At 38.5% G+C, this 21763-nt stretch carries 26 protein-coding genes and 3 pseudogenes; 7 read left to right on the top strand and 22 right to left on the bottom strand.

Annotation, left to right across the window (positions count from 1 at the left end; genetic code table 11):
• The first annotated feature begins 282 nt into the window (after positions 1–282).
• Positions 283–1473 (top strand): tRNA 2-thiouridine(34) synthase MnmA, encoded by a 1191-nt coding sequence (gene mnmA, locus NYZ99_RS13125; protein WP_260571586.1) that lies wholly within the window; start codon positions 283–285, stop codon positions 1471–1473.
• 42 nt (positions 1474–1515) lie between these two features.
• Complete coding sequence (locus NYZ99_RS13120; protein WP_260571585.1) at positions 1516–2469, top strand: NAD(P)H-dependent flavin oxidoreductase; 954 nt, start codon at positions 1516–1518, stop codon at positions 2467–2469.
• A gap of 19 nt (positions 2470–2488) precedes the next feature.
• On the opposite strand, the gene NYZ99_RS13115 is transcribed toward NYZ99_RS13120, so the two are convergent.
• The 6 genes from NYZ99_RS13115 to NYZ99_RS13090 all read right to left on the bottom strand — a co-directional run bounded on the left by NYZ99_RS13115 (position 2489) and on the right by NYZ99_RS13090 (position 7720).
• Positions 2489–3013, bottom strand: coding sequence for a DUF5004 domain-containing protein (locus tag NYZ99_RS13115; protein WP_260571584.1), 525 nt, complete (start codon positions 3011–3013; stop codon positions 2489–2491).
• Positions 3014–3208: 195 nt separating this feature from the next.
• Positions 3209–4018 (bottom strand): acyltransferase, encoded by an 810-nt coding sequence (locus NYZ99_RS13110; RefSeq protein WP_260571582.1) that lies wholly within the window; start codon positions 4016–4018, stop codon positions 3209–3211.
• Positions 4019–4280: 262 nt separating this feature from the next.
• Positions 4281–5963, bottom strand: coding sequence for a HEAT repeat domain-containing protein (locus tag NYZ99_RS13105; RefSeq protein ID WP_260571580.1), 1683 nt, complete (start codon positions 5961–5963; stop codon positions 4281–4283).
• Between the two features lie 21 nt (positions 5964–5984).
• Complete coding sequence (locus NYZ99_RS13100) at positions 5985–6245, bottom strand: HEAT repeat domain-containing protein (protein ID WP_260571579.1); 261 nt, start codon at positions 6243–6245, stop codon at positions 5985–5987.
• A complete protein-coding gene (locus tag NYZ99_RS13095; protein WP_260571578.1) occupies positions 6235–6930 on the bottom strand; it encodes a PQQ-dependent sugar dehydrogenase family protein in 696 nt (231 codons plus the stop codon). Before NYZ99_RS13095 ends, NYZ99_RS13100 begins: the two co-directional genes overlap by 11 nt.
• The gene (locus NYZ99_RS13090) at positions 6860–7720 is read right to left on the bottom strand and encodes a DUF7133 domain-containing protein (protein ID WP_260571577.1); all 861 of its coding nucleotides are present in this window, start codon (positions 7718–7720) and stop codon (positions 6860–6862) included. Before NYZ99_RS13090 ends, NYZ99_RS13095 begins: the two co-directional genes overlap by 71 nt.
• Before the next feature lie 226 nt (positions 7721–7946).
• Between NYZ99_RS13090 and NYZ99_RS13085 the strand changes: the two genes are divergently transcribed.
• Positions 7947–8342: a hypothetical protein gene (locus tag NYZ99_RS13085; RefSeq protein WP_260571575.1), complete on the top strand. Its 396-nt coding sequence runs from the start codon at positions 7947–7949 to the stop codon at positions 8340–8342.
• Entirely contained in the window at positions 8284–8877 is a 594-nt protein-coding gene (locus NYZ99_RS13080; protein ID WP_260571574.1) for a 3-keto-disaccharide hydrolase, read from the top strand. Before NYZ99_RS13085 ends, NYZ99_RS13080 begins: the two co-directional genes overlap by 59 nt.
• Before the next feature lie 29 nt (positions 8878–8906).
• Here the strand turns inward: NYZ99_RS13080 and NYZ99_RS13075 are convergent, their stop codons facing one another.
• The 8 genes and pseudogenes from NYZ99_RS13075 to NYZ99_RS13040 all read right to left on the bottom strand — a co-directional run bounded on the left by NYZ99_RS13075 (position 8907) and on the right by NYZ99_RS13040 (position 13594).
• The gene (locus tag NYZ99_RS13075) at positions 8907–9134 is read right to left on the bottom strand and encodes a DUF2007 domain-containing protein (RefSeq protein ID WP_260571572.1); all 228 of its coding nucleotides are present in this window, start codon (positions 9132–9134) and stop codon (positions 8907–8909) included.
• A gap of 154 nt (positions 9135–9288) precedes the next feature.
• The gene (locus NYZ99_RS13070) at positions 9289–9528 is read right to left on the bottom strand and encodes a transferrin receptor-like dimerization domain-containing protein (protein WP_260575243.1); all 240 of its coding nucleotides are present in this window, start codon (positions 9526–9528) and stop codon (positions 9289–9291) included.
• A gap of 363 nt (positions 9529–9891) precedes the next feature.
• Positions 9892–10370, bottom strand: a pseudogene (locus NYZ99_RS13065) (M28 family peptidase); the annotation flags it as partial.
• 76 nt (positions 10371–10446) lie between these two features.
• A complete protein-coding gene (locus NYZ99_RS13060; protein ID WP_260571571.1) occupies positions 10447–10689 on the bottom strand; it encodes a protease-associated domain-containing protein in 243 nt (80 codons plus the stop codon).
• 5 nt (positions 10690–10694) lie between these two features.
• Entirely contained in the window at positions 10695–11393 is a 699-nt protein-coding gene (locus NYZ99_RS13055) for a PA domain-containing protein (protein WP_260571570.1), read from the bottom strand.
• A gap of 177 nt (positions 11394–11570) precedes the next feature.
• A complete protein-coding gene (locus tag NYZ99_RS13050) occupies positions 11571–12056 on the bottom strand; it encodes a Gfo/Idh/MocA family protein (protein ID WP_260571569.1) in 486 nt (161 codons plus the stop codon).
• A 41-nt stretch (positions 12057–12097) separates the two neighbouring features.
• Positions 12098–12667: a Gfo/Idh/MocA family protein gene (locus NYZ99_RS13045; RefSeq protein ID WP_260571567.1), complete on the bottom strand. Its 570-nt coding sequence runs from the start codon at positions 12665–12667 to the stop codon at positions 12098–12100.
• 213 nt (positions 12668–12880) lie between these two features.
• Positions 12881–13594 carry a pirin family protein gene (locus NYZ99_RS13040; protein WP_260571565.1) on the bottom strand — a complete coding sequence of 238 codons (714 nt, stop codon included), beginning with the start codon at positions 13592–13594 and terminating at the stop codon, positions 12881–12883.
• A gap of 225 nt (positions 13595–13819) precedes the next feature.
• Between NYZ99_RS13040 and NYZ99_RS13035 the strand changes: the two genes are divergently transcribed.
• Complete coding sequence (locus NYZ99_RS13035; RefSeq protein WP_260571563.1) at positions 13820–14098, top strand: hypothetical protein; 279 nt, start codon at positions 13820–13822, stop codon at positions 14096–14098.
• 191 nt (positions 14099–14289) lie between these two features.
• On the opposite strand, the pseudogene NYZ99_RS13030 reads toward NYZ99_RS13035, so the two are convergent.
• The 8 genes and pseudogenes from NYZ99_RS13030 to NYZ99_RS12995 form a co-directional block, all read right to left on the bottom strand.
• Positions 14290–15622: pseudogene (locus tag NYZ99_RS13030) on the bottom strand (DUF58 domain-containing protein).
• Positions 15623–16621: an AAA family ATPase gene (locus NYZ99_RS13025; protein WP_260571562.1), complete on the bottom strand. Its 999-nt coding sequence runs from the start codon at positions 16619–16621 to the stop codon at positions 15623–15625.
• The gene (locus NYZ99_RS13020; protein ID WP_260571561.1) at positions 16611–17831 is read right to left on the bottom strand and encodes a DUF4350 domain-containing protein; all 1221 of its coding nucleotides are present in this window, start codon (positions 17829–17831) and stop codon (positions 16611–16613) included. Before NYZ99_RS13020 ends, NYZ99_RS13025 begins: the two co-directional genes overlap by 11 nt.
• Positions 17824–18036: a DUF4129 domain-containing protein gene (locus NYZ99_RS13015; RefSeq protein WP_260571560.1), complete on the bottom strand. Its 213-nt coding sequence runs from the start codon at positions 18034–18036 to the stop codon at positions 17824–17826. The genes NYZ99_RS13020 and NYZ99_RS13015 overlap by 8 nt, the downstream gene beginning before the upstream one ends.
• On the bottom strand, positions 18026–18562 hold the full coding sequence (locus NYZ99_RS13010) for a hypothetical protein (protein WP_260571559.1): 537 nt from the start codon (positions 18560–18562) through the stop codon (positions 18026–18028). Before NYZ99_RS13010 ends, NYZ99_RS13015 begins: the two co-directional genes overlap by 11 nt.
• A 1-nt stretch (position 18563) precedes the next feature.
• The gene (locus tag NYZ99_RS13005) at positions 18564–18950 is read right to left on the bottom strand and encodes a hypothetical protein (RefSeq protein ID WP_260571558.1); all 387 of its coding nucleotides are present in this window, start codon (positions 18948–18950) and stop codon (positions 18564–18566) included.
• Between the two features lie 95 nt (positions 18951–19045).
• On the bottom strand, positions 19046–19444 hold the full coding sequence (locus tag NYZ99_RS13000) for a hypothetical protein (protein ID WP_260571557.1): 399 nt from the start codon (positions 19442–19444) through the stop codon (positions 19046–19048).
• A pseudogene (locus NYZ99_RS12995) lies at positions 19419–20403 on the bottom strand (stage II sporulation protein M). The gene NYZ99_RS13000 and the pseudogene NYZ99_RS12995 overlap by 26 nt, the downstream one beginning before the upstream one ends.
• A gap of 155 nt (positions 20404–20558) precedes the next feature.
• On the opposite strand from NYZ99_RS12995, the gene NYZ99_RS12990 reads away from it, so the two are divergent.
• Both NYZ99_RS12990 and NYZ99_RS12985 read left to right on the top strand, forming a co-directional pair.
• The gene (locus NYZ99_RS12990; protein ID WP_338039005.1) at positions 20559–21152 is read left to right on the top strand and encodes an RDD family protein; all 594 of its coding nucleotides are present in this window, start codon (positions 20559–20561) and stop codon (positions 21150–21152) included.
• Between the two features lie 3 nt (positions 21153–21155).
• Complete coding sequence (locus tag NYZ99_RS12985; protein ID WP_260571556.1) at positions 21156–21761, top strand: trimeric intracellular cation channel family protein; 606 nt, start codon at positions 21156–21158, stop codon at positions 21759–21761.
• Positions 21762–21763: the final 2 nt, after the last annotated feature.

The raw sequence follows: 21763 nt of genomic DNA, 5'->3' as shown, positions 1-21763 counted from the left end.
ATTAGGAGTATGTATGGCGTGATTTTTAACTCGTCATTCATCGATAAAGGGTAATAAAATCGGTCAATTTTAATTAAAAAGGAATTCAATCTTAACAGGAAAAATTTATCAAACTTTAACATAGTTGATTGGTTTTAAGATGCTTTAGGTTGACGGCTACTTGTCAAATTAAGTTGATGCTCACGACAATTTTTTATCATGGAATCCTTAAGTTTTCTTTGATTTACTTGTAGATGAGACAGCAGTGTAATTTTGTATTTTTGTAACGACAAAGTAGTCAAGATGAAAAAAGTAGTAATTGGACTTTCGGGTGGAGTAGATTCCAGTGTTGCAGCCTATCTTTTAAAAGAACAAGGATATGAGGTAATCGGTCTTTTTATGAAGAATTGGCATGATGATACTGTAACTATTTCAGAGGAATGTCCATGGCTCGAGGATAGTAACGATGCCCTAATAGTAGCGGAAAAACTGGGTATTCCTTTTCAAACAGTAGATTTAAGTGCTGAATATAAGGAACGGATTGTAGACTACATGTTTAGGGAATATGAGATGGGACGTACTCCCAATCCGGATGTACTTTGCAATAGGGAAATCAAGTTTGATGTTTTTTTAAAAATAGCGTTGCAATTGGGAGCGGATTATGTTGCCACTGGACACTATTGTAGGAAAGGGACTCTTATAAATTCTGACGGCTCCGAAACCTATCAATTGTTGGCAGGTAAGGACAAAAATAAAGACCAGTCCTATTTTTTATGTCAGTTATCACAGGAACAATTATCAAAGACACTATTTCCAATAGGTGAGTTGACAAAACCAGAGGTACGTCAAATTGCTTCTAAAATGAATTTGATAACAGCTGATAAAAAGGATTCCCAAGGACTATGTTTTATAGGTAAGGTACGTCTTCCGGAATTCTTGCAACAACAGCTAAAACCCAAAACGGGTAAGATTATAGAGGTTTCTTCAACAGTCACTAAATACGAACTGTCGATTCCAAATTTTGATGATAAGGTATCGGAATTGGAATATTTTGCTAGAAAACCTCAATATTCCGTGGAAGATGGAAAGATAGTGGGGGAGCACCAAGGCGCACATTATTTTACCAAAGGGCAGCGAAAAGGACTTAATGTAGGAGGAACCAAGGAGCCATTGTTTGTTATTGAGACGGATGTTGAGCAAAACATTATTTATACAGGACAAGGAAAATCCCATCCAGGCCTATACAGGAGAACATTGTTTGTTCATGATTCCGAAATTCATTGGGTGAGATCGGATTTACGTTTAAAAACGGATGAAAATCTCAAAGTAAAAGCCAGGATTAGATATCGTCAGGAACTTCAAAATGCCACTCTTTATAAAACAGATGGGGGATTATATGTGGATTTTGAAGAAAAGCAATCAGCTATAACCGAAGGTCAATTCGTAGCTTGGTATATGGATGACGAGCTTCTAGGTTCAGGAGTTATTTCTTAAATATTTTTCTCGTGATCTTATTGACCATAAAAATTAAAACCTATGCATAACAGGATAACCGAATTGTTCCAAATCAAATATCCGATTATCCAGGCAGGAATGGTGTGGGCCAGTGGATGGAAACTGGCATCTGCTGTCTCCAATGCTGGCGGACTGGGATTATTAGGAGCGGGGAGTATGTATCCTGAGGTACTTAGGGAGCATATCAAAAAATGTAAGATTGCTACTAACAAGCCATTTGGAGTAAATGTGCCCATGCTCTATCCAAATGTGGGAGAAATTTTTAAGATAATCGAAGAAGAAAACGTTGGAATTGTTTTCACTTCTGCGGGCAACCCAAAAACATGGACGGACCATCTAAAGGAAAGGGGTATTACCGTGGTTCATGTAGTTAGCAGCCTAAAGTTTGCATTAAAGGCACAAAAGGCCGGTGTGGATGCTATAGTGGCCGAAGGTTTTGAAGCAGGCGGTCATAACGGAAGGGACGAAACTACCACCTTAGTACTTATACCCTTGATAAAGGAACAGATTCAGATTCCCCTAATCGCCGCTGGTGGAATTGCCACTGGTGAAGGAATGTTGGCTGCAATGGTTCTAGGTGCCGATGGCGTGCAAATAGGAAGTAGGTTCGTGGCGAGCGAGGAAGCTTCTAGTCATAGGAATTTTAAGGATGAGGTCGTAAAGGCCCAAGAGGGTGATACTCTTTTGACCTTGAAGGAATTGACACCTGTTCGTCTCTTAAAGAATAAATTCTATTCTGAAGTACAACTAGCCTACGATAGGGATGCCACTACTGAAGAACTAAAAATTCTATTAGGAAGGGGACGGGCCAAAAAAGGAATGTTCGAGGGTAACTTGGAAGAGGGGGAACTTGAAATTGGGCAAGTGTCGTCAATTATACATAAAATTCTACCTGCAAAAGAAATTGTAGAGAATATTATAATACAGTTTAGAAAGGCCAAAATGTCCATGGAAGACAAAAGGTTTAATTTTTAAATATTATTAGAATTATTGACTAAGGTTCAACCTTGGAAAAAGTAAAGGTGACTCTTGCCGGAGTTAATGAACCATTTACCTCTTGAACATCTATATTACTAGTGTATTCAAATTGGGAATTATCCCCGTTAAATGTAATATTATAGTCTATACTACCGCAAGAAACAATCAACTGTAATTCATTTGAACTTAACTTCCAAGTACCTACCGTATTTGTTCCGGTGCATCCAGTAGTCACGATCCCTAGGTCATACGCATATTCCCTATTTCTATCGAAATTGAAAATTGCATCCTTGGCGCATTCAGAGAACTGTTCAAACATGTTAAAACTAGGATTTTCAACATTATCATTGGTTAAATCAACCTCTACATTTGAAATGGCGCCTGAGGCCCTCCATTGTCCAACCAACTTGGTTTCGTTCTCTAATAATTCTCCAGTAAATTGCTCAGGACAGACTAATGGATCATTGCTTACACTGCAATTGAGAAAAAATAATACAAATAAAAGGAGCAAGTATTGAAGATTAAATCTGCCGAATTTCATGTGGTTTATTTTTAAGAAGATGGGATAATATGAAAGGGTTGCTTCTACTAATTAAAAAATGCTTAAACCGTCTAGTACTTTATTTTAAACTTCCAAAGACAACCTGAATCTATTTAATAATTTGAAAAGTAAGAGTTTTAATTATAATAGATTGATTGGGTGATATTTAATACAATCGGAAAACTTCTTTGTAATTTAATTCTTGTTGTCCGAAAATTTGCGAAAATAATCGGCCATACACCTAAGAATATAGGCGGCAATTAAGATAATAATGAACATCCCTACAAGGTTAAATGGAAAAATCATATTCATTTTATCAGTAATCAAATCGTGTTGAACAAGATAAATTTCCAGGCAAAGTCCACCGATTATCTTTATGGCAGTGCCAAATATTTTGTGATTGTAGACATATTTCAATTCTTTGGAATTACTTAGTTTATAAAAATAGAAGGTCATTCCCAAAAGGGGTATAATGGAAATTAATTCTACTTGCCTAGGAATGACATTAATTCTTGCGAAATACAGCATTGCATAGAATATAGCAATGCATGAAACAACGATTAAAAGGTTTAATGTAAACCTATGTTTAATTTTTTGTTGGTAAACTCCACAGATTGAGCCTAGGAGCATAAAAAGGAAATAAAAACCCCATCTAAAATAGGAATCATCACCATAAAACGAAGAGTCATTTTTCTTGTCAATTAAATAGAACCAAATAACAACGATTGCAAATGAGATTATCCAGCTCATAATCAATTTATTATACATAGTTTTATTTACAATAAAGAGAAATACATAAAGCACCATTATACATGTGATAAACCATCCCCCACCATACAATAGTATTTGAATAATATTTTTAGAATTGTCAAAAAGAAGGGTACTAAATATGGCCCAGGCAAATACCGTTGGATAAATTCTATTTATTCTTTTTTTGTAATATTGATCAAATCGTCCTAATGGCTTTAAAAATAGTGTAAATCCGAAGCAAAGAAGAACAGGCAATTACCCATAGTTCCTCCGGTAGCGAAAGATCTGATGGGATACAATACCTCAAAATTAGAATTTGTAATAAGTATGGCAGCAATACATTTTAATACATCAATTCCAATATTTCTTTTTTTCTCTTTAGGAATCATAATGATTTTTCTTATTCAAAAGACATTGGAACTTAATGAAATTTAGATTGATTTTATAGTATATAAGAATACTAACAAACTTTAATTGTTATCTCAACAGCTTGAATTATTTCTAAATCATTTACAATTCATATCCACTGATTACTAATTTTTATGTAGTCGTAGTCTGCTTTTATTCTCTTAAACTGCCTAAGTACTCCATTAAATCCCTCAGTTCCCGTCTCGGTAATCATTCTACCCATAGCAGGCATAGCGGAGAGCGAGTTTTCCCTCTTTTTTATTCTGCCTTTCGGAACGCGCATTGGTTCTGCAGCAGAAGTACGCAATAGGAGTTCTTTGTTGTCCTCTTCCAAAGGTACTCCGGTAATTCTTTGCCCGTCGGTAAGAATTAAGTTTACTGTTCCATATCCCGGCGCCAATCTGGCGCTAGGTTCAATAAGTGCCTCCAATATTTGTTCACGGGTTAGTAGATTGGCAATATTATCTAAAGCTGGATCTACCTCACCACCGGAACCATTTACAGAGTGACAACGAACACATTGTGCCGTAGGATTGCTGTTGAATATATCCCTGCCATTCCACCTATTTCCACCATATAAGGTTTCTTGAAAGGAATCCGCTGTGTACCCTGCTTTTTTAAGTTGGTCCATTTTTTTGATCAGAACGGAATCCTCCGTAGCTTTTACTGATTCCATTAAATCCAAAATAATATCCTGTCCAAGTTTATTGTTACTGGCCTTAACAATCAAACTACTTAAAATGGCATATGTATTTTCTTTTGGCAAATCTCCAAGCACATTTAACATACTTTGTTGCTCACTTGTTGAACCATTTTGAAAAATTGAACCAACAATGGAAGGTAGTTTATCTTTAGAAATGTTCATTTTGGGTAATAGATTTACTGCAGCGGTTCTAACTTCTTCGTTGGAATCTTTCATACCACTTGTTATAGCAACCTCCATTCTACCATAATCCAAATTTCCCAAGGCCGTAAGAATCGAAGCCCTTACCTTTGGATTATTGTGCGTTCTAAAAATGTTAAAAAGTCTGTCGTTATAGCTATCGATACCCACTGCACTAATGGCCTTTGCCACACCAATGAGTATTTCCGGATTTTTCTGCTCAAGAAAAACAGGAATATCCCTTTCTAATTTATTTCTTAGTTGACTGCTGTCCCTTACAATCTCACCTCTATATCTTCCATCAACCCGGTCAAGAACCGAGGGTTTGTTCCAAGTACTTAGGGCTGAGAGTGCTTCACCCCTTAAGACATTCGAAACTGTCTCTCTTTTTGCAAAATCTATCAAGTCTTGTAAGGCTTCTTCACTGCCCACTCTTAATGCCGCATTAATAGCCCTTCTTAGTAAAGGTTCAGACTTAAACTTCTCGTTCTTTAATGTTGCCGCAAGTGCCGGTAGGGCTTGTTCTATAGACCAATCATCATTAATGGCCCTTGCAGCTTCGGTTACAATATAGGGGTCTTTATCGGATAGGAAAATGGATATTTCCGGACTTTGCAATCTTCTTAAAACCAAAACCGCCGCAATTCTAAGACTTTTATCTTCATGGCCTACCAAGGCCACCAATGGTTCTACCTTGCCTATTCTTGACAGCGCAAGTATTGCAGCATGTCTTAGATAAAGGTCTTTATCATTATTTGCGGCTAACATTTCAATTAACGAATCTATAGCAGGTTCGTAGGCCAACCTTCCCAATGCCTGCGCAGCATAAAATTTCACTCTGTCATTTTCATGGGAAAGCAATGATACTAGTTCTTCAGAAGCATTAGTATATTTGATATCGCCTAACACCTTGGCTACTTGGGTAATTATTTACGGGTCACCATCCGACAATAAAGGTACTAACGGATCAGCCTTACTGGGATTATTGGCAGCAATTTGCCCAATGGCCCATATAGCGTGGATTCTTGCAAACTGGTTTTCTTCCTCCACGATGGCCTTTTCTAAGGCCCTATAGCCCCAAAAAGTTCTATTGGCAAGTTCAAACTGGGCCTTTAACCTGATACGCATATCCTCATAACTCAATAACTTGATAAGGTTGTCAGTATCATCTTCCTTGTAATTATGGGTCATTAGTCTTTGTGTCTCCGAGACGTTGTTGTTCCAAATCATTTTCCGTTTCGGTAACATCAAGTTTCCATACCCTACCAAAATCTTTAGACCCCCAACCATTGATCCAATCTGCCAAATACAAGGCGCCGTCAGGTCCAAAAGCAATTCCAGTGGGTAAAACACCTGTTAAAATAGATTCGTCCGACCCTAATTCAAAGGAGGCTCCTTTGGGTTTTAAGTCGAAAGACCGGATATGAGATCGGCTGGGATCGCCCACAAACTCCACCAAGAAGAATTTGTCCAACCATTTTTTTCCAAGTGCACTCCCCGGGTTGTAAAGCATTCCTGTGGGGCCATTGTGAAAATTCTGAATCGGGGGAATGATGTAAGCGGCTTGTCCTTCCCATCTTGGCACATATAATTTTTCGTCCATCCAAACATTGTATCCATTATTGTTCGGGTCCGTGTACTTACCGTATTGCCAGTTGGCCCTCCACCCAGCGTCCGATCCTTCCACAATATGCACTAAACGTTCACTTTCACCCTTGTGATCGCCATCATTATCAGATGAAATAATATTACCATAAGCATCAAAAACAAATTCGTGGGTATTTCTCAAACCTCGAGCAAAAACTTCAAAATTGCTTCCATCTCGGATTACTTCGAACAATGACACCTTGGTTGGGATATTTATGTGTTTCTCCATCCACAGTGGTTAGATTTGCACCGATATCTCCAATTCCCCAATAAATTTTACCATCGGAATCTTGGGTGGCACCTGACATTCCATGTCCGCCAAAGCCTATGTGCACTGCAAAACCAGTTGCTATGCTTGTTTTTTCGTCCAGAATCTTATCACCATTCGTGTCCTTTAATCTAAACATATCAGGCCCGATACCTACAAAAACGTCCTCGTCCCTTACCAAAATGGCACCAGCAACATCATTAACTTCATCGTTAAAATCATTTAGTATTTGGGTTGATTTATCTGCTATCCCATCACCATCTGAATCTTCCAACATCCAAACCTCATCCTTCTGAACGGCCAAGTCTTGCCAGTCATGAATGGAATCATTGTTTAAATCGGGAAACCAGCTGTTTTCCTTACTTTTTTCCGGTGCAAAGGTCTCATGCAGAAATGCCCTTCTATCTTCAACAGATTGAAGCCCAATGGATGCTGTCATCCAATCACGATGCCCGCGTATATCAAACTCCGAATTTTTATTTCTATTAGATCTGGTTATATATATTCTGCCTGCGTTATCCATATCCATGGCAATTGGATCGGGGGCTAATGAATCAGTGGCCCACAGGCTTAATTTTAGACCATCGGCAACAATAGCGGAGACGCCTTCACGTGCAGATTGAATTTTTTCTCTTATAGCCGTACTGTCCTCGTAAATTACCACAGGGGTTTCAATAGGATTTTTATTTTGGCAGGAAATTACGATTAAGGAAAAGGTAATTAATAGTAGTGGTTTAAAAACGAATCGCATTAGTAGTATATGATTTTAGAAGTTTTAAAAATAGTAATTATCAAACTCAAACCATCAACATTAATAAAGGGATTTTTATTTTAAACCCTCTCAAAATTTGAAATATGTAATTTTAATAGCCGATTTTTAACTAAATACATGAATTTTACCATTGGAGTGTTCCTAGTTTGAGTTACACATGGACTATATTTGAAAGTGTATTTGTAAACATTTAAAGAACAGATTTATGAAATTAAGATTTTTACTTTTTCCAATACTTGTTTTTAGCCTTTTTAGGGTTAACGGGCAGGAAGGTCATCCTTTGGAAGGACGATGGAACTTGACCATTTCCCAAGAGGGTTCAGATTTGCCAAGTTGGTTGGAGGTCATGCATTCAGGTAACAATACGCTAATAGGTAGGTTTACCTATGCTTTTGGTAGCGCTCGTCCTGTTTCCGAGGTCAAAAAATTTGGAGATGTATTTCAGTTTGAAATTCCACCCCAATGGGAACCTGGTGCTTCAGATATGGAATTTCAATTTAAAATGGTAGGTGAGGGATTGGAAGGAACTATGGTTTACACTAATGGAAAAACCTATTCTTGGACAGGCCGAGAGGACACCGGAATTACCTTATTACGATGATTATAAATTGGGCAAGAAAATCGACCTATTCAATGGGAAGAACTTAGAAGGCTGGGAAATTAAGGATGGAAATCAATGGAAAGTTGTCGACGGTATTTTGACGAGCGATAAATGCGGGGTGAATTTAGTATCGCAGGAAAAATTCAAGGATTTTAAAATACACGTTGAATTTAAATACCCTGAAGGTAGTAATAGCGGCTTATATTTAAGGGGGAGATATGAGGTTCAAATTGCGGACAATATTGGCCTGCCGGCAGCTTCTATATATTTTGGAGGTATTTATGGATTGATTGCCCCAAATGAAAATGTAGCTATGAGAGCGGGAGAATGGCAAACCTATGACATTACATTGATTGGTAGACGTGTCACTATAGTGGCAAATGGTAAAACCATCATTGATGGACAAAACATATTAGGGATGACTGGCGGAGCTTTGGACAATCATGAGGCGGATACGAGACCCATAATGATTCAAGGTGACCATGGTCCTGTTGAGTTCAAGGCAATTGAAATAATACCAATCACAAAGAAATAAGTAAAAAGCCTCCAAATGGAGGCTTTTTTTTATTCTTCCCAATCCAATTGTGATATGAGTTCCAAAGCTTTTGCTTCCTCGTCCTCATGAACATATATCTCTGCAATGTGCGGCAACGGGGTTCCAAAACCAGCTAACCTCGCGGATTCACTTTCACTTTTAACAATCGGTGATATGTCATTTTCCCTTAATAGTTGTTCCACACGATTGCTTTCAGTATTGTTTCCTCCAAAGACCTTTATATAATCTGATTTCATGCTCATTGAGAATTAAATTCTTTTGATTTTAGCCCGATTTTAAGCAGTAACTAATGTTTATTTATTATTTCAAATTACTAATAACCCCCTTCAAATGTTCATTAAAGTTAGTCAATGTTTCGGTAAGAACCTTGATCTGCTCCCTAGCCTCGGATCAATTTTTCTGTTCCACTGCTTCCCGAACCCCTGGAAGCGTTTTAACTCCATAACCTGTGTAAAACCCTGGAGCGTATATTTGATGTTTAAACCATGGTCTTCTAGGTAACCCCCCTTCTGAAGTAAGTTTATGTTCGGCATCCATCAACATATTGTTAAGCTTATCTTTCTTCGCTTTAGGAAGATTTTCTAAATCAAGTTTACTATACGCATTAATTGTTGACTTAAGTTCGCTCATTACATTTTGTAAGGGCGAAAAGTCTATAAAAGGAACAGGTTCCATTCGTTCGGGCGCTTTTACATTTTTTCTTGGGTCGGACGCAAGTGCGAAAGCATTTCTGTCTATCAATTTGTTATGCTTTTCCACGGATGACCTCATTTTCGAAGTTTCTTCCATGATTTCATCCAAATAACCCGATACCGTTTTGTGCCATTGGGAGAAATCCAAGGGGATTATATCCGCATTGGCCAATCGTAAGGTAATCCTTCCGGCAGTATTGGCGAGCGCAACGCCGTATGCAAATTCTGGATCTTTAAATCGTTTGTAGTGGGGATAGGTGTCATAAATGGTATGGTATTCACCTCCCGCATTTTCGCCACCGAAACCTAAATTCAATGAAGCTATACCTGCATGTTGGATAAAAGGTGTATAATCTGAACCTGAACCTAGGGCATATAGTTCAAAGGAATCATCGCCACCATTGATTATATCCCTGGCAATTCTTCGCTCCTTGACCGAAACCTTTGTTTGGGGGTCGGTCACGTCTTCTGCCACCTCGCTTACCATAGCTTCTAGGGAATGTGAACCTCCGACTCCTAAAAAGCCTCTTCCGTTACCATCGGTATTTATGTAGGCAACAACTTTTTCTTGTAACTCCTTTTTATGGTCTTCTACCCATTCCGTAGAGCCGATCAGTCCAGGTTCTTCCGCATCCCAAGCGCAGTATACGAGGTCCTTTTTGGCTTTTGGCCTTTTTTCGCTAATTCACCTATGGCCCGGGCCTCTTCCATTAAGGCAACCATACCACTTACCGGATCATTTGCACCATGTACCCAAGCATCATGATGGTTTCCTCGCATTACCCATTGATCAGGAAATTCCGTCCCTTTCATGGTGGCAATTACATTGTGTGCAGGTACCAATTTCCAATCAAATTTAAGTTCCGAGATGGACTTTTGCCGCTCCGGGGCCAATATGATAGGTAATGGGCAATCCCCCCCGCCAGGACTCCGGTGCTACTGGTCCGTCCAAAGCTTCCAGTAAAGGTTGTGCATCTTCATAAGAAATGGGTAATACCGGAATTTTAGTGATGGTTGGGGCCTCTTCCTTTGTCAATCTTTTTGCATCCTTAGTGGCTCCGTAGCCTGGGGTTAACACATCCCCAGGATATGTGGGCATATCCATTACGGATCCACGCTGAACTCCAGTTTTGTTCTTAAAAGCACCTTCGGGATACACATCACCACGTCCATAGCCATCATCTTGTGGGTCGAATAAATGATGCATCCAATTGCCCCGTTTTCGGCTGCGAGTTTGGGTTTAATCCCTCGCCAGCTACCTTGATATTTTGCAATTACAATTTTACCTTTCACACTAATTCCTAATTTCTCCAGTTCTTCATAATCCTTGGGAATACCGTAATTGACAAATACGAGTTCCGCTTCTACGTCTCCATCTTTTGAAAAAGCATTATAACTTGGGAGCAGGGCATCGCCCTGTGCTGTAAAAGGGTCGCCCTCCACGGGAACGGCTTTAAGCTTCGCCTTATACTGCGTGGGACCTGTCAGTTCTAAAACTCTTTCCGTAGGATAGGGAAATAGAATTTGATAGGTTTCTATCTTGGCATCATAGCCCCAAGATTTGAATTGATCCCGAATCCATTTGGCATTTTCCTCGCCAAACTTGGTGCCTACCCAATGGGGTTCTGCCGCCATTTTTTGCATCCAATTGTCGATATTGGAGGCCTCCAGCTTTTCTTCAAAGTCCTTTTCAAGTTTTTTCTGTTCTGCCGAACTTTTTTCGGTAAAACCCAGTATAGAATTTTGAGCATTTCCTAGAGAAATAACAATAAATAGCAGTAATAAGGTAATGGTATATTTCATAATAATGTTAATAGATGTTCCAAGAAAGTTACTCAATAATTTTTGAAGTATGGGTTGTTTGAGTTGCTTTTGGGTAATTACGTTATTTGAGTGAAACGAATGGAAAATTCCTTAAAAATTAATCTATTTTTTGTGGACTTGCTATCGGGATAATTTAAAATGAGTAACCCCTTATAGTCAATCCAATTTTATGGTTTTTCCTGATTTGGAACTTTCGACAGAGGCCTGTAAAATTTCCATCGCAATCATATTGTTTTCTAAAGTATATGGCCCAAAAGGTTCCAATGTCAACGTGCCATTGATAACGGCTGCAAGAACAGCAAATGGGTCATCGTAAGGAACTTGTCTATCTTTAAAAAATAGTGTTTCTTCTGTATAGCTGCTATATCCGGTTGACTCCCTGATTCTTAATTGGTTTGCATTATCAGCGTAAAGGACACCTGTTTCACCATATAGTTCCATGTCCTTTCTACCAATGGGCCAATTCCATGAGGGTTCCAAAATAGCCATGGCATTGTCATATGTAAGTATTATAGTTGCGTCATCATCCACATTTGGATTGTTCTCCTCTTGTAATTGCTGGGTGACGGCTGTAACCGAGTTTGGTCTTTTTCCTTTCATGAGCCAGGTCATTAAATTGGCTCCATAACACCCAAAATCCATAATGGCACCACCCCCGTTGAGTTCAGGATCTGCTAGCCATTCTAAGAACTCTTTGGAAACACCAATTTTTTTGGATCCTTGTGACCATCCCTGATAATTGCTTTTCGAAGACCTCCTATTTTGCCTTCATCCAAAAGGTTTTTGGCCTTAACATTGGTTTCGTACCATGAAGTTTCATAATTCGTCAATAAATGAATGCCATGATTTTTTGCCAAAGCCTCCATTTTTTTGGCATCTTCCAAACTAACGGCCAGTGGTTTTTCTACCATTACATGAATTCCCTTTGGGGCACAAGTTTCAACTACGGATAAATGATCTTTTATATTTCCGAAGGCAGCGACTGCGTCAGGTTTAGTGGCCTTTATCAATTCCTCCATGCTGTCATAGACGATATCCATGGAAAAACCATACTGCTTTGAGAGTCTTTGGGCCAATTCTTTATTTTGTTCAAAAATGCCCACCATATTGATATCCGGTTGATGTTCCCTACCCAAAATCCAGCCTACATGCCCGTGGGTGAGTCCCGCAATTCCCAATTTCAAAGGTTTTTCTTGAGAGAATGAAGTAATAGAAAGTGTAAGTATACCAATTAGGGTTAAAATAGTTTTCATCTGTTTATTTTTCTGTTTTTCATAGGTCAGATGTAATTCGCAATAACCATCTCGGTTAGTAGCCGAGACTTGTTATAGCTCATTTCATATCGTTATGACTTTCCCTAAATATACCAAACTTGAAGATCAGTTATCCATTTATTTTTACTTCATAAAAAAAGATGCCGCTTAACGGCATCTTTTTTGATTTGTGTTGGAGTGCTGAAATGTTAATCAAAATTCCATGGGTACTTCCATAATCAAGAATTTGGCACCGCTCGTTGCGGTGATATCAAAGGAATTGGTGTCCCAAATTCCAAATCCGTCCCTAGTATTTAGTTCTGTGTCATTGACACTCAGTGTACCGTCCAAAACAAAAATGTAGATCCCATTTCCTTCCAATTTAAAAGAATAGGATTCCGATTGCCCTTTCTCAAAATCACCCATATGAAACCATGCCTTTTGGTGTATCCACACTCCTTGGTCTTCCGGGTTGGGTGAAAGCACTTGATATAGTTTGTTTTTTACTTTTATGTCTTCAATAGAGATTTGATCATATCGTGGTGTTACATTTTGTTTGTCGGGAATAATCCATATCTGTAGAAATTTTACTAATGAATCCCTATTGTTGTTAAATTCGCTGTGCTCCACACCAGTTCCCGCGCTCATTACTTGGATATCCCCTTTTTTGATGACTGTGGAATTGCCCATATTGTCCATATGTTTTAAGTCACCTTCTAAGGGTATGGAGATTATTTCCATATTACTATGTGGGTGTGTACCAAACCCACGACCTGCAGAAACTGTATCATCATTCAGCACCCTAAGAGCGCCAAAGTTCATTCGCTCAGGATTAAAATAATTTGCAAAACTAAAACTGTGGCAGGAATTCAACCAACCATGATTGGCATGGCCTCGGCTTTCGGCTTTATATAAAATAGTTTTCATGAATAATTGTTTTGAACTTAGTCGAATAGGTCACTATTTTATTACACTTGTTTTACATGACCAGATAATACAGAATATCGGTTTTTTTTGCAGTATGTCCATTAAATAATCATATAAGTAGGGCCTAAAATATTTGAATTGTTTTCTTTTTGAAGATTCAGATTTTCAATGAAATTAAAAATTGATTCTTTCGTTGAATAGAATAAAAAAGAAGCTGTTTACGATATGCAAATTAGGATTTTTCTTTTGGTATTGAGTTTTGGTATTGGCATGGTACAGGCACAGGATTTTAACAATGCCGCAAAACATATAGGAGCTGGAGTGGTAATAGGTGGAGTGGGAGGTTACGCAGCTCATAAGATTTTTCCAGGTCAAAGAGGTTGGACATGGGCCGGTGCCGTTGGATCTAGCTTGGCAGCTGGATTGGCAAAGGAGACTTATGATAAGTCAAATTCGGAATTTGGCAAACAGATGATGTACTGTATACTACCTTGGGAGGCGTAATTTCCGGCCTAGCCTTAGAACTATTACTCAAAAATACGTATCGTAGAAATGGACGAACTGGAAAAGGTTGTGGTTGTCTTGTAGCAGATAGAAGCAACAATTCTATTCCCGTGTTTTTACCTATCATTATGGATAAGGGCTCCGGAAATATCCAATCTGAGATTCAAGTATCCTACTTTCTAGACTAAATTCTAGAGAATTCCCCTTGCCTTGATTTCTAGGTACTTGTTAATGGTCTTAATGGTCAATTCCTCAGGTTTGGTTAGTATGGTTTGTATGCCATATTTCTCCAATTCCTTTTGCATCAACTTTTTATCCGAGAGAAAATTTCTCTGCAATGGTTTTATGGTAAATGGACTGCATATCCTCAGCATCGGTATTTATGAGCTTATCCAATTCCGAGTTTTCAAAGAAAATAACTACCAACACGTGTTTTTTAGCCATGGCCAAGAGGTAAGGAAGTTGTCTTTTTAAGGCCGATATATGTTCAAAGTTTGTATACAACAACAAAAGACTCCGGTGGGTTATTTTTCGCTTTATGTGCCCGTATAACAATCCAAAGTCAGAATCCGAAAAAGCAGTGCCAATATTGTAAAGCTTTTCCAATATTGTGTTGAGGTGGGTAATTTTTTGTACAGCGGGCAAGTACGTTTCGATGTTTTTTGAAAACGCAATTAGGCCTGTTTTATCGTTGCGTTTGAGGGTTACATTAGAAAAGGCCGAGACAACTGTTTATGGCATAATCCAATAGTTTTAATTCGTTGAAAGGCATTTTCATCACTCTCCCAGTATCAATGATAGAATAAATAGGTTGCGATTTTTCATCCTGATACTGGTTTACCATTAGTTGATGTTGTTTGGCGGTCGCTTTCCAGTTTAAAGTTCGAATATCGTCTCCTTGTACGTATTCCTTAATTTGTTCAAATTCTTGCGTGTGGCCTATTCTTCGAATTTTTTTAGTCCGATGGTAGATAGCCTATTACTGATGGCCAAAAAATCATATTGTTGCATTTGTATGATGGAAGGATACACCGGCACCATCTGGTCTTTTTGAAAACAATATTTTCTTTGGATAATCCTTATAGGTGAGGAGGCAAACACAATCAAGTTTCCAAAAACATATTCTCCCCTTTCCACTGGTCGAACCTCATAATCAAATTGTCTTTTTTCACCTTTTTTTAGAGAAGTCTTGAACAGGAAATCCCGTTTTTGAAACTGAACTGGCAATTCATCTATAATGGAAACGTATGTCTTAAAGCCATACTTGGTTTCAAAAGTGATTATGATTGGGTTGATATCACTGTTGGACAATTTTTTTGGAAGCTTTCTTTCGGCTTTTATAGATTGGCCTGATGCATATAATAGATAAATATCGAAAAGAAAAAGACCCACTAATAATAACGTCAATAACCAAGCAATGGGATATAGGGATTTGAACCAATATGAAAGTACAAAACAACCCGCAAGAATCGCGATGTACCTAAAAAAGACATTGTTGATGTAAAATGACCTAATAAAGTTCATTTACCTGGGTATTTCAACGCTTTCCATAATCATTTGAATAACACTCTCTGTGGACATCCCTTCCATTTCGCGTTCCGGTGTAAGGATTACCCTGTGGTTGAGCACGGGAACCAGTGCTTTTTTAACGTCCTCCGGGGTTACAAAATCCCTTCCGTTGATTGCCGCAAAGGCCTTGGCGCTATTCATGGTCGCGATAGATGCCCTTGGGGAACCACCCAAATATAAATGGGGGTGATTTCGTGTTTTGGCCACCACATCCGCAATATATTTGAAAATCTTTTCCTCGACCACCACTTCCTGAATTTGATTTTTGAATACTTCCAATTCTTTTGGATTTAGAATATCCTTGATCAAGGTTTGGGGCTGTGACCCTTTCCGTGCGTGATGGGTTTTTAGGATTAAAACTTCCTCATCCGAAGCTGGGTAAGATATTTTTATCTTAAAGAGGAATCTGTCTAACTGGGCCTCCGGTAGGGCATAGGTACCTTCTTGCTCTATGGGATTTTGGGTAGCAAGTACCATGAATGGGGCCGCCATTGGATAGGTGGTGCCGTCCATAGTCACTTGTTTTTCCTCCATGGTCTCGAACATGGCCGCTTGGGTCTTAGCTGGTGCACGGTTTATTTCATCTATAAGAATGATATTAGAAAATATAGGACCTTTTTTGAACTCGAAATCGGAAGTTTTTGCATTGAAGACGGATGTACCCAAAATATCGCTAGGCATAAGGTCCGGTGTAAATTGAATCCGGCTAAATTCTGTTTTTAAGGTCTTGGCAAAGAGTTTAGCCGTAATGGTCTTGGCAACACCGGGAACCCCTTCTATCAATACATGGCCGTCTACCAGCAACGATACAATCAAAAGTTCAATAAAATTGTTTTGCCCCACAATTACCTTGGAAATTTCTTTTTTTATGTCCTCAACGGCTTTTTGTAGTTCGGCCAAGGGAATTCTGCTATTAAAGCTTAATTCGTCCCTATGCTCTTCATTATTTTCCATTACTTTTCGATTTAAATTTTTGAATAAGTTTATTTAATTGTACGAGCTGACTTTCAGAAACCTCAGGGCTACTTCTTAAATCATCCATGTAATTGAAAAGCCTTGTCGTCTCCTCAATACCATTTCCACTTCTCGCCGATACATTCCTGTAAAATTCCTCTTCTTTACTTATATTTCCCAAGTAATACCTGCTCTTAATGTAGTTTAGAAAGAAGTTTATTTTATGCTCTACAATGGATTTTCTATCACCCTTTTCAAAATACATGTCAGATATGGTTCTCGTAAAAGCCAGGGTTTGGTTTTGTAATGGTTTTACCACAGGAATGGGGCGTTGTTTTCTTTTTCCTTCAAAGATGATGTAAAACAAACCTCCAATCAATACCATGTAATAAGCCCATTTCAGCTCTTTGGTGTTTAAAAAGATGTACATAGGTGATGTGTAGAAAGCCTTGCCGCTTTTATAATAATTATCCATGTAGATTCTTTGGGAATCTCCAAAATAAGATAGTAGCCCAGCCGTATAATCTTTATTATCGTCTTTTAATATAAAATAGTTGGTAAATCCCTTAGGAAAGGTGGATAGTATAATTTCTCCTTTACCAAAGGGGCTTTTAACACTAGTAATTTTCTCTATAGGCCATTCAGAATTCGTAGTGTCCAACTTAACCGTGGACAGCACCTTCATTTGTATAGTGTCTATTTCCTTAAAAAAGGTTACGTAGTTCTCCCTTTCATATATGTAGGAATGGGACTTTTTAAAGGTGGGGTTGACTAAATGATGTTTTTGTTTTTGTGCAATTTCAAAACCTCCATACTGGTATCCAGTTTCAAAGTTCAACGTATCGCTTAGATTTTCCTCAAAATTCTCTGAGGCTATAAATACTTTGTTCCCCTTAGCCGTCCATTCCAAAAGTCTATGGAGTTCTGCCTTTTCAAAGGAAATACTATTATTGACAAAAACATAGATACCTCTTAAAGAGTCACTACTTGAAAGAAACTCATAGGGAGGTAAGTGTACTTGCTGTACCTTTCCTTTAAAGAGGTTATTGGTCATCAAGTCATTTACCACATAGGTGCCATAGGGTATTTTATGGGTACTTACAAAGGACTCGAACCAATTGATGGTCTTGGGTTTATTATATTGCAAGAGCATGAGTCCTGCAATTAGAATAATGGCCGTGACAATATATGGAAGCCCTTTCTTACCCATTGGCTATCATTCTTTTCAATTTATGAAATGAAGGAGCCATTTTTTCGTACTTGGTAGCATCCAAAGGAAAATCACCATACCAGATGTAGTTGTAGAATCGGGTGATCTGCTTAAAGGTATCTTTTAGTGCGGTTTCTTGGATTTCCATCAAATAATCCTCATTGGTTTTTTGCAATGCCCAAGAAATGATTTCTTTATCCGTCATTTGTTGAAGTATCAATAGATAATAAAAACGGATGGCCGAGACGATAATTACCTTCAGATAGGGCATTGTTTATAAGGGTTTCAATATTTTCGTTTTTGATTATGTGTTCCTCCTCTGAAAGACCCACCAGTGCTTGATTCTTTTTGGATTGGTGAATGGAACGAGCATTGACGTTCAAGAAAAATTTGATCAAAATAAAAATAAGAATACCAAGCAATAAATAGGGTAAAATCTGTAAGAACGAATTAAAGGCCCCTGTCGCTTTTTCGATACCAAAAATCCACTCGAACAGTTTCATAAAAACACTCCCGATCCAATTCTTAAAAGCAATCCACCAATCGGGTGCATTTTTTTCAACGATTTCATAATTGAAGTCGGAGTCATTTTGGAAGGATTCCAAATCGGAGTCGCTGATGTTAATCGGGGTAATCTCTGAAGTATCATATTTTATACTCACCGAATCCTGCTGGGCCAATATAACACTGGTCAGTAATATAAATAGCACCAACAGGACCTGTTTTTGCATATTACTCTTCCGTGGTTTTTCCTAAACTTTCAATACGTTCAAAAGTACCCGTGAAATTCTTTTTCTCATTAAGGTTGAAGTAAATCAAGGCCAACGATATGATGCTAATGAGGTTCAATAAAAACTGGGCTACGGTACCTATAATGTTAAATAGGATGTAAATGGGATCGGTGGTCATATCAAAGACACTTTCTGCGTCCATTTCACCCGAGAAAATACCCATTTTTAGCCACTGGTAAACTACCGTAGGTATTGAAAAGGCCAAAGCAGCTATATAGAGTATAATTCCTATGACAAAGATGGTTGCAAAGGATATCCACCATTCATCCTTTACCAATTTAAAGCTGTAACTATAAGAATCTGAGGCTCCCATTTTATCAAAGACCATAATACTGAAAGATAACGCCAAAGGGACATAAAGGTATATCCCAGGCAATAGGCATATCATAAGGCCTACAAAAACAGAAAGCCCTACCATTATACCTAAACCGATAAAGCTCCGAAGCTTCCGTAGACTTCTTTCTTAATAGTACTATAATCCGTAACCCCTTGTCCTTTGTTATAGGACTTTATATAGTGAAGCACTGTAGATTGCGACAGCGTGTATACCGTAATAATAGATATTAAATAGACAATGACAACAACGAACATGGTGGCAAAACCAGCCGCTTCATTGTCTGTTTGAACCAAAAGATTAAAACTATTGCCAATGAAATACATATATGCCACCAAGGCTACAATCATGGCGGCCAAAAAAGGACCTACTATTCTAAAAAAGGTACCAAAGAAGGGTTTAAACTCGGCCCTAAGAAAGGCAAAGGTGTCGGTCAGAATTTCGCCCAGCTCCCGCTGTTTTTTAAACTCGATGTAATTTGGATTCATTCGGTTTAGTTTTTTTATGGATTTGGTATGGATATATAACGTAGTAAAAAAGAATTAGTGCGAGCGACCCTAATATTATTATAATCGCAAGCCAGTCGGGCATCTCGGTATGTCTCGGTTACGAAGCCTTCCAAAAATCCGGCAACAATAAAAGAAGGTATAGTACTTACCATTATTTTAAGCCCATTTTTTACACCTCTTTTAAAAGATTCCAAACGGGTATAGGTACCAGGAAACAGCATTCCGTTTGCCAAGACCAAACCTGCACATCCAGCGATGATTATGACAGATATTTCAATAGTACCATGTATCCAAATAGTACGGACTGACTCCCAAAGGAGTCCCTTTTCGTAAAAAAAATATTGAAAGCTACCGAGCATAATTCCATTCTGCAACATCACGACAAGGGTTCCTACGCCCAATAATATCCCAAAAACGAAGGCCATTAGTGCTACCTTGATGTTGTTGATTGTAATTCCCAAAAACATATTGAATTCACCCATTTGTTTGTAAACGGCCATAGGATCGCCTTTTTCAATATTGTCAAGCGTCAAATTTACATAAGCGTCTCCCAAAATCGAACGTACAAAATCACCTTCATTGGCCGCAGAGTATGCCCCTACAAAAGAGAAAAAAAGAAATACCAAAAAAGCTATCAAAAGCTCTCTATGGTGATCCTTGAACATCAGGGGAAATTCAGTCTTCCAAAACGTAATGATTCGGTTTTTTGGCTCTCTTTTGGTCTTATAAATTTTTTGATGTGCCTGTGACGCTAAGGAATTGAGATAAAATTCTGTATTGCTCTTTGGATAGAAGGTTTTGGCATAACTTAGATGGTCCGTTACCTCTATATATAAATCGGACAATACATTCGGATCCAGATTCGTTTTGTTAGCCAAAGCGCTTTCAAAAGTTGACCATTTGTCCTTATTTTGCTTTACAAAGGCGGCTTCGCGCATTAACTACTTGGTTTATTCCAAAGAAACAAAAGAATGGAACAATTTCAAATAGAAACGGCTCAAAATATAAGCATCGCCCAAAATACCGCGCACCTTGGAGACCGCATTCGGCTTACATTATAGATACTCTTGTCATTGTAATTTATTATGTTTTGATGATTTGGTTATTACTGGCCCTGGATGTAGAGCCAGGTGATTCTTGGGCCATTTACCTTCTTTTAAGTCTGCCGGCATTTCTCTATTATTTTTTGATGGAAACTTTTATGGACGGAAAGACCATAGGAAAGAATTTCTTGAATATAAGGGTCGTAAAATTGGATGGCACCAAACCTGGTTTTTCCAGTTATTTTATCCGATGGATTTTGCGAATTCTCGATATTACCTTAACCTCCGGTGGTATTGCAGTTTTTACGATTTTAATCCGAGGTAAAGGACAAAGGGTGGGGGATATAGCGGCTGGCACCACAGTAATCAGCGAGAAAAGAAAGGTGTTTTTAAGCGATACCCTTTTACGTGAACTACCTTCGGATTATGCTCCAAAGTTTCCTCAGGTCACCGTCTTTAAGGACAATGAGATGCAGACCATCAAAAACTTGTTCGATAGCGCTCGCAGAAATGGAAACCATCGCGTAATTTTGTCCCTGAACAATCGGATAAAAAAGGTTACGGATATTTCTAGCGACCTGCAGCCCATAGAATTTGTGGATATTGTCATCAAGGATTACAGTTATTATACACAGCAATTGTAAAACATGCTCTACTCGCTTATTGATATTTTAGGAACTATCGCCTTTGCCATATCGGGGGTTTTGGTTGCTATGGATAAGCGTTTGGATGTCTTTGGTGTCTTCATCATAGCATTTGTGACCGCAGTGGGAGGAGGTACGCTAAGGGATGTATTGATAGGAAATACACCAGTAGGCTGGATGACGCAGCCCAATTATACGGTCATTATCATTATCACGGTTATTCTTTCCATTCTTTTTGCCGGAAGGTTAAAACACTTTAGGAAATCACTTTTCCTTTTTGACACTATTGGCATTGGCCTCTACACAATGATTGGGATTCAAAAGGGATTGGATGCGGGTTTAATGCCCATAATGTGCATCGCTTTGGGAATCATGACCGCTTGTTTTGGTGGGGTTATTAGAGATATTTTGTGTAATGAAATCCCCGTCATTTTCAGACGGGAGATTTACGCGACCGTATGTATACTTGGTGGCGGCGTCTATTTTTTAATGCTCCAGTTTCCCGTGAATCGAGATATTCCCTACATCACGGGAATTATCTGCATCATAGTTTTGCGCCTTTTGGCAGTGAAATTTAAGATAGCCTTGCCCGGTATATATCCTAAATGATG

This window comes from Maribacter litopenaei (genome assembly GCF_025244665.1).
Lineage (GTDB): Bacteria > Bacteroidota > Bacteroidia > Flavobacteriales > Flavobacteriaceae > Maribacter > Maribacter litopenaei.
Note: the sequence above shows the minus strand (reverse complement) of the source record. Positions and strands in the feature narration are given on the sequence as shown.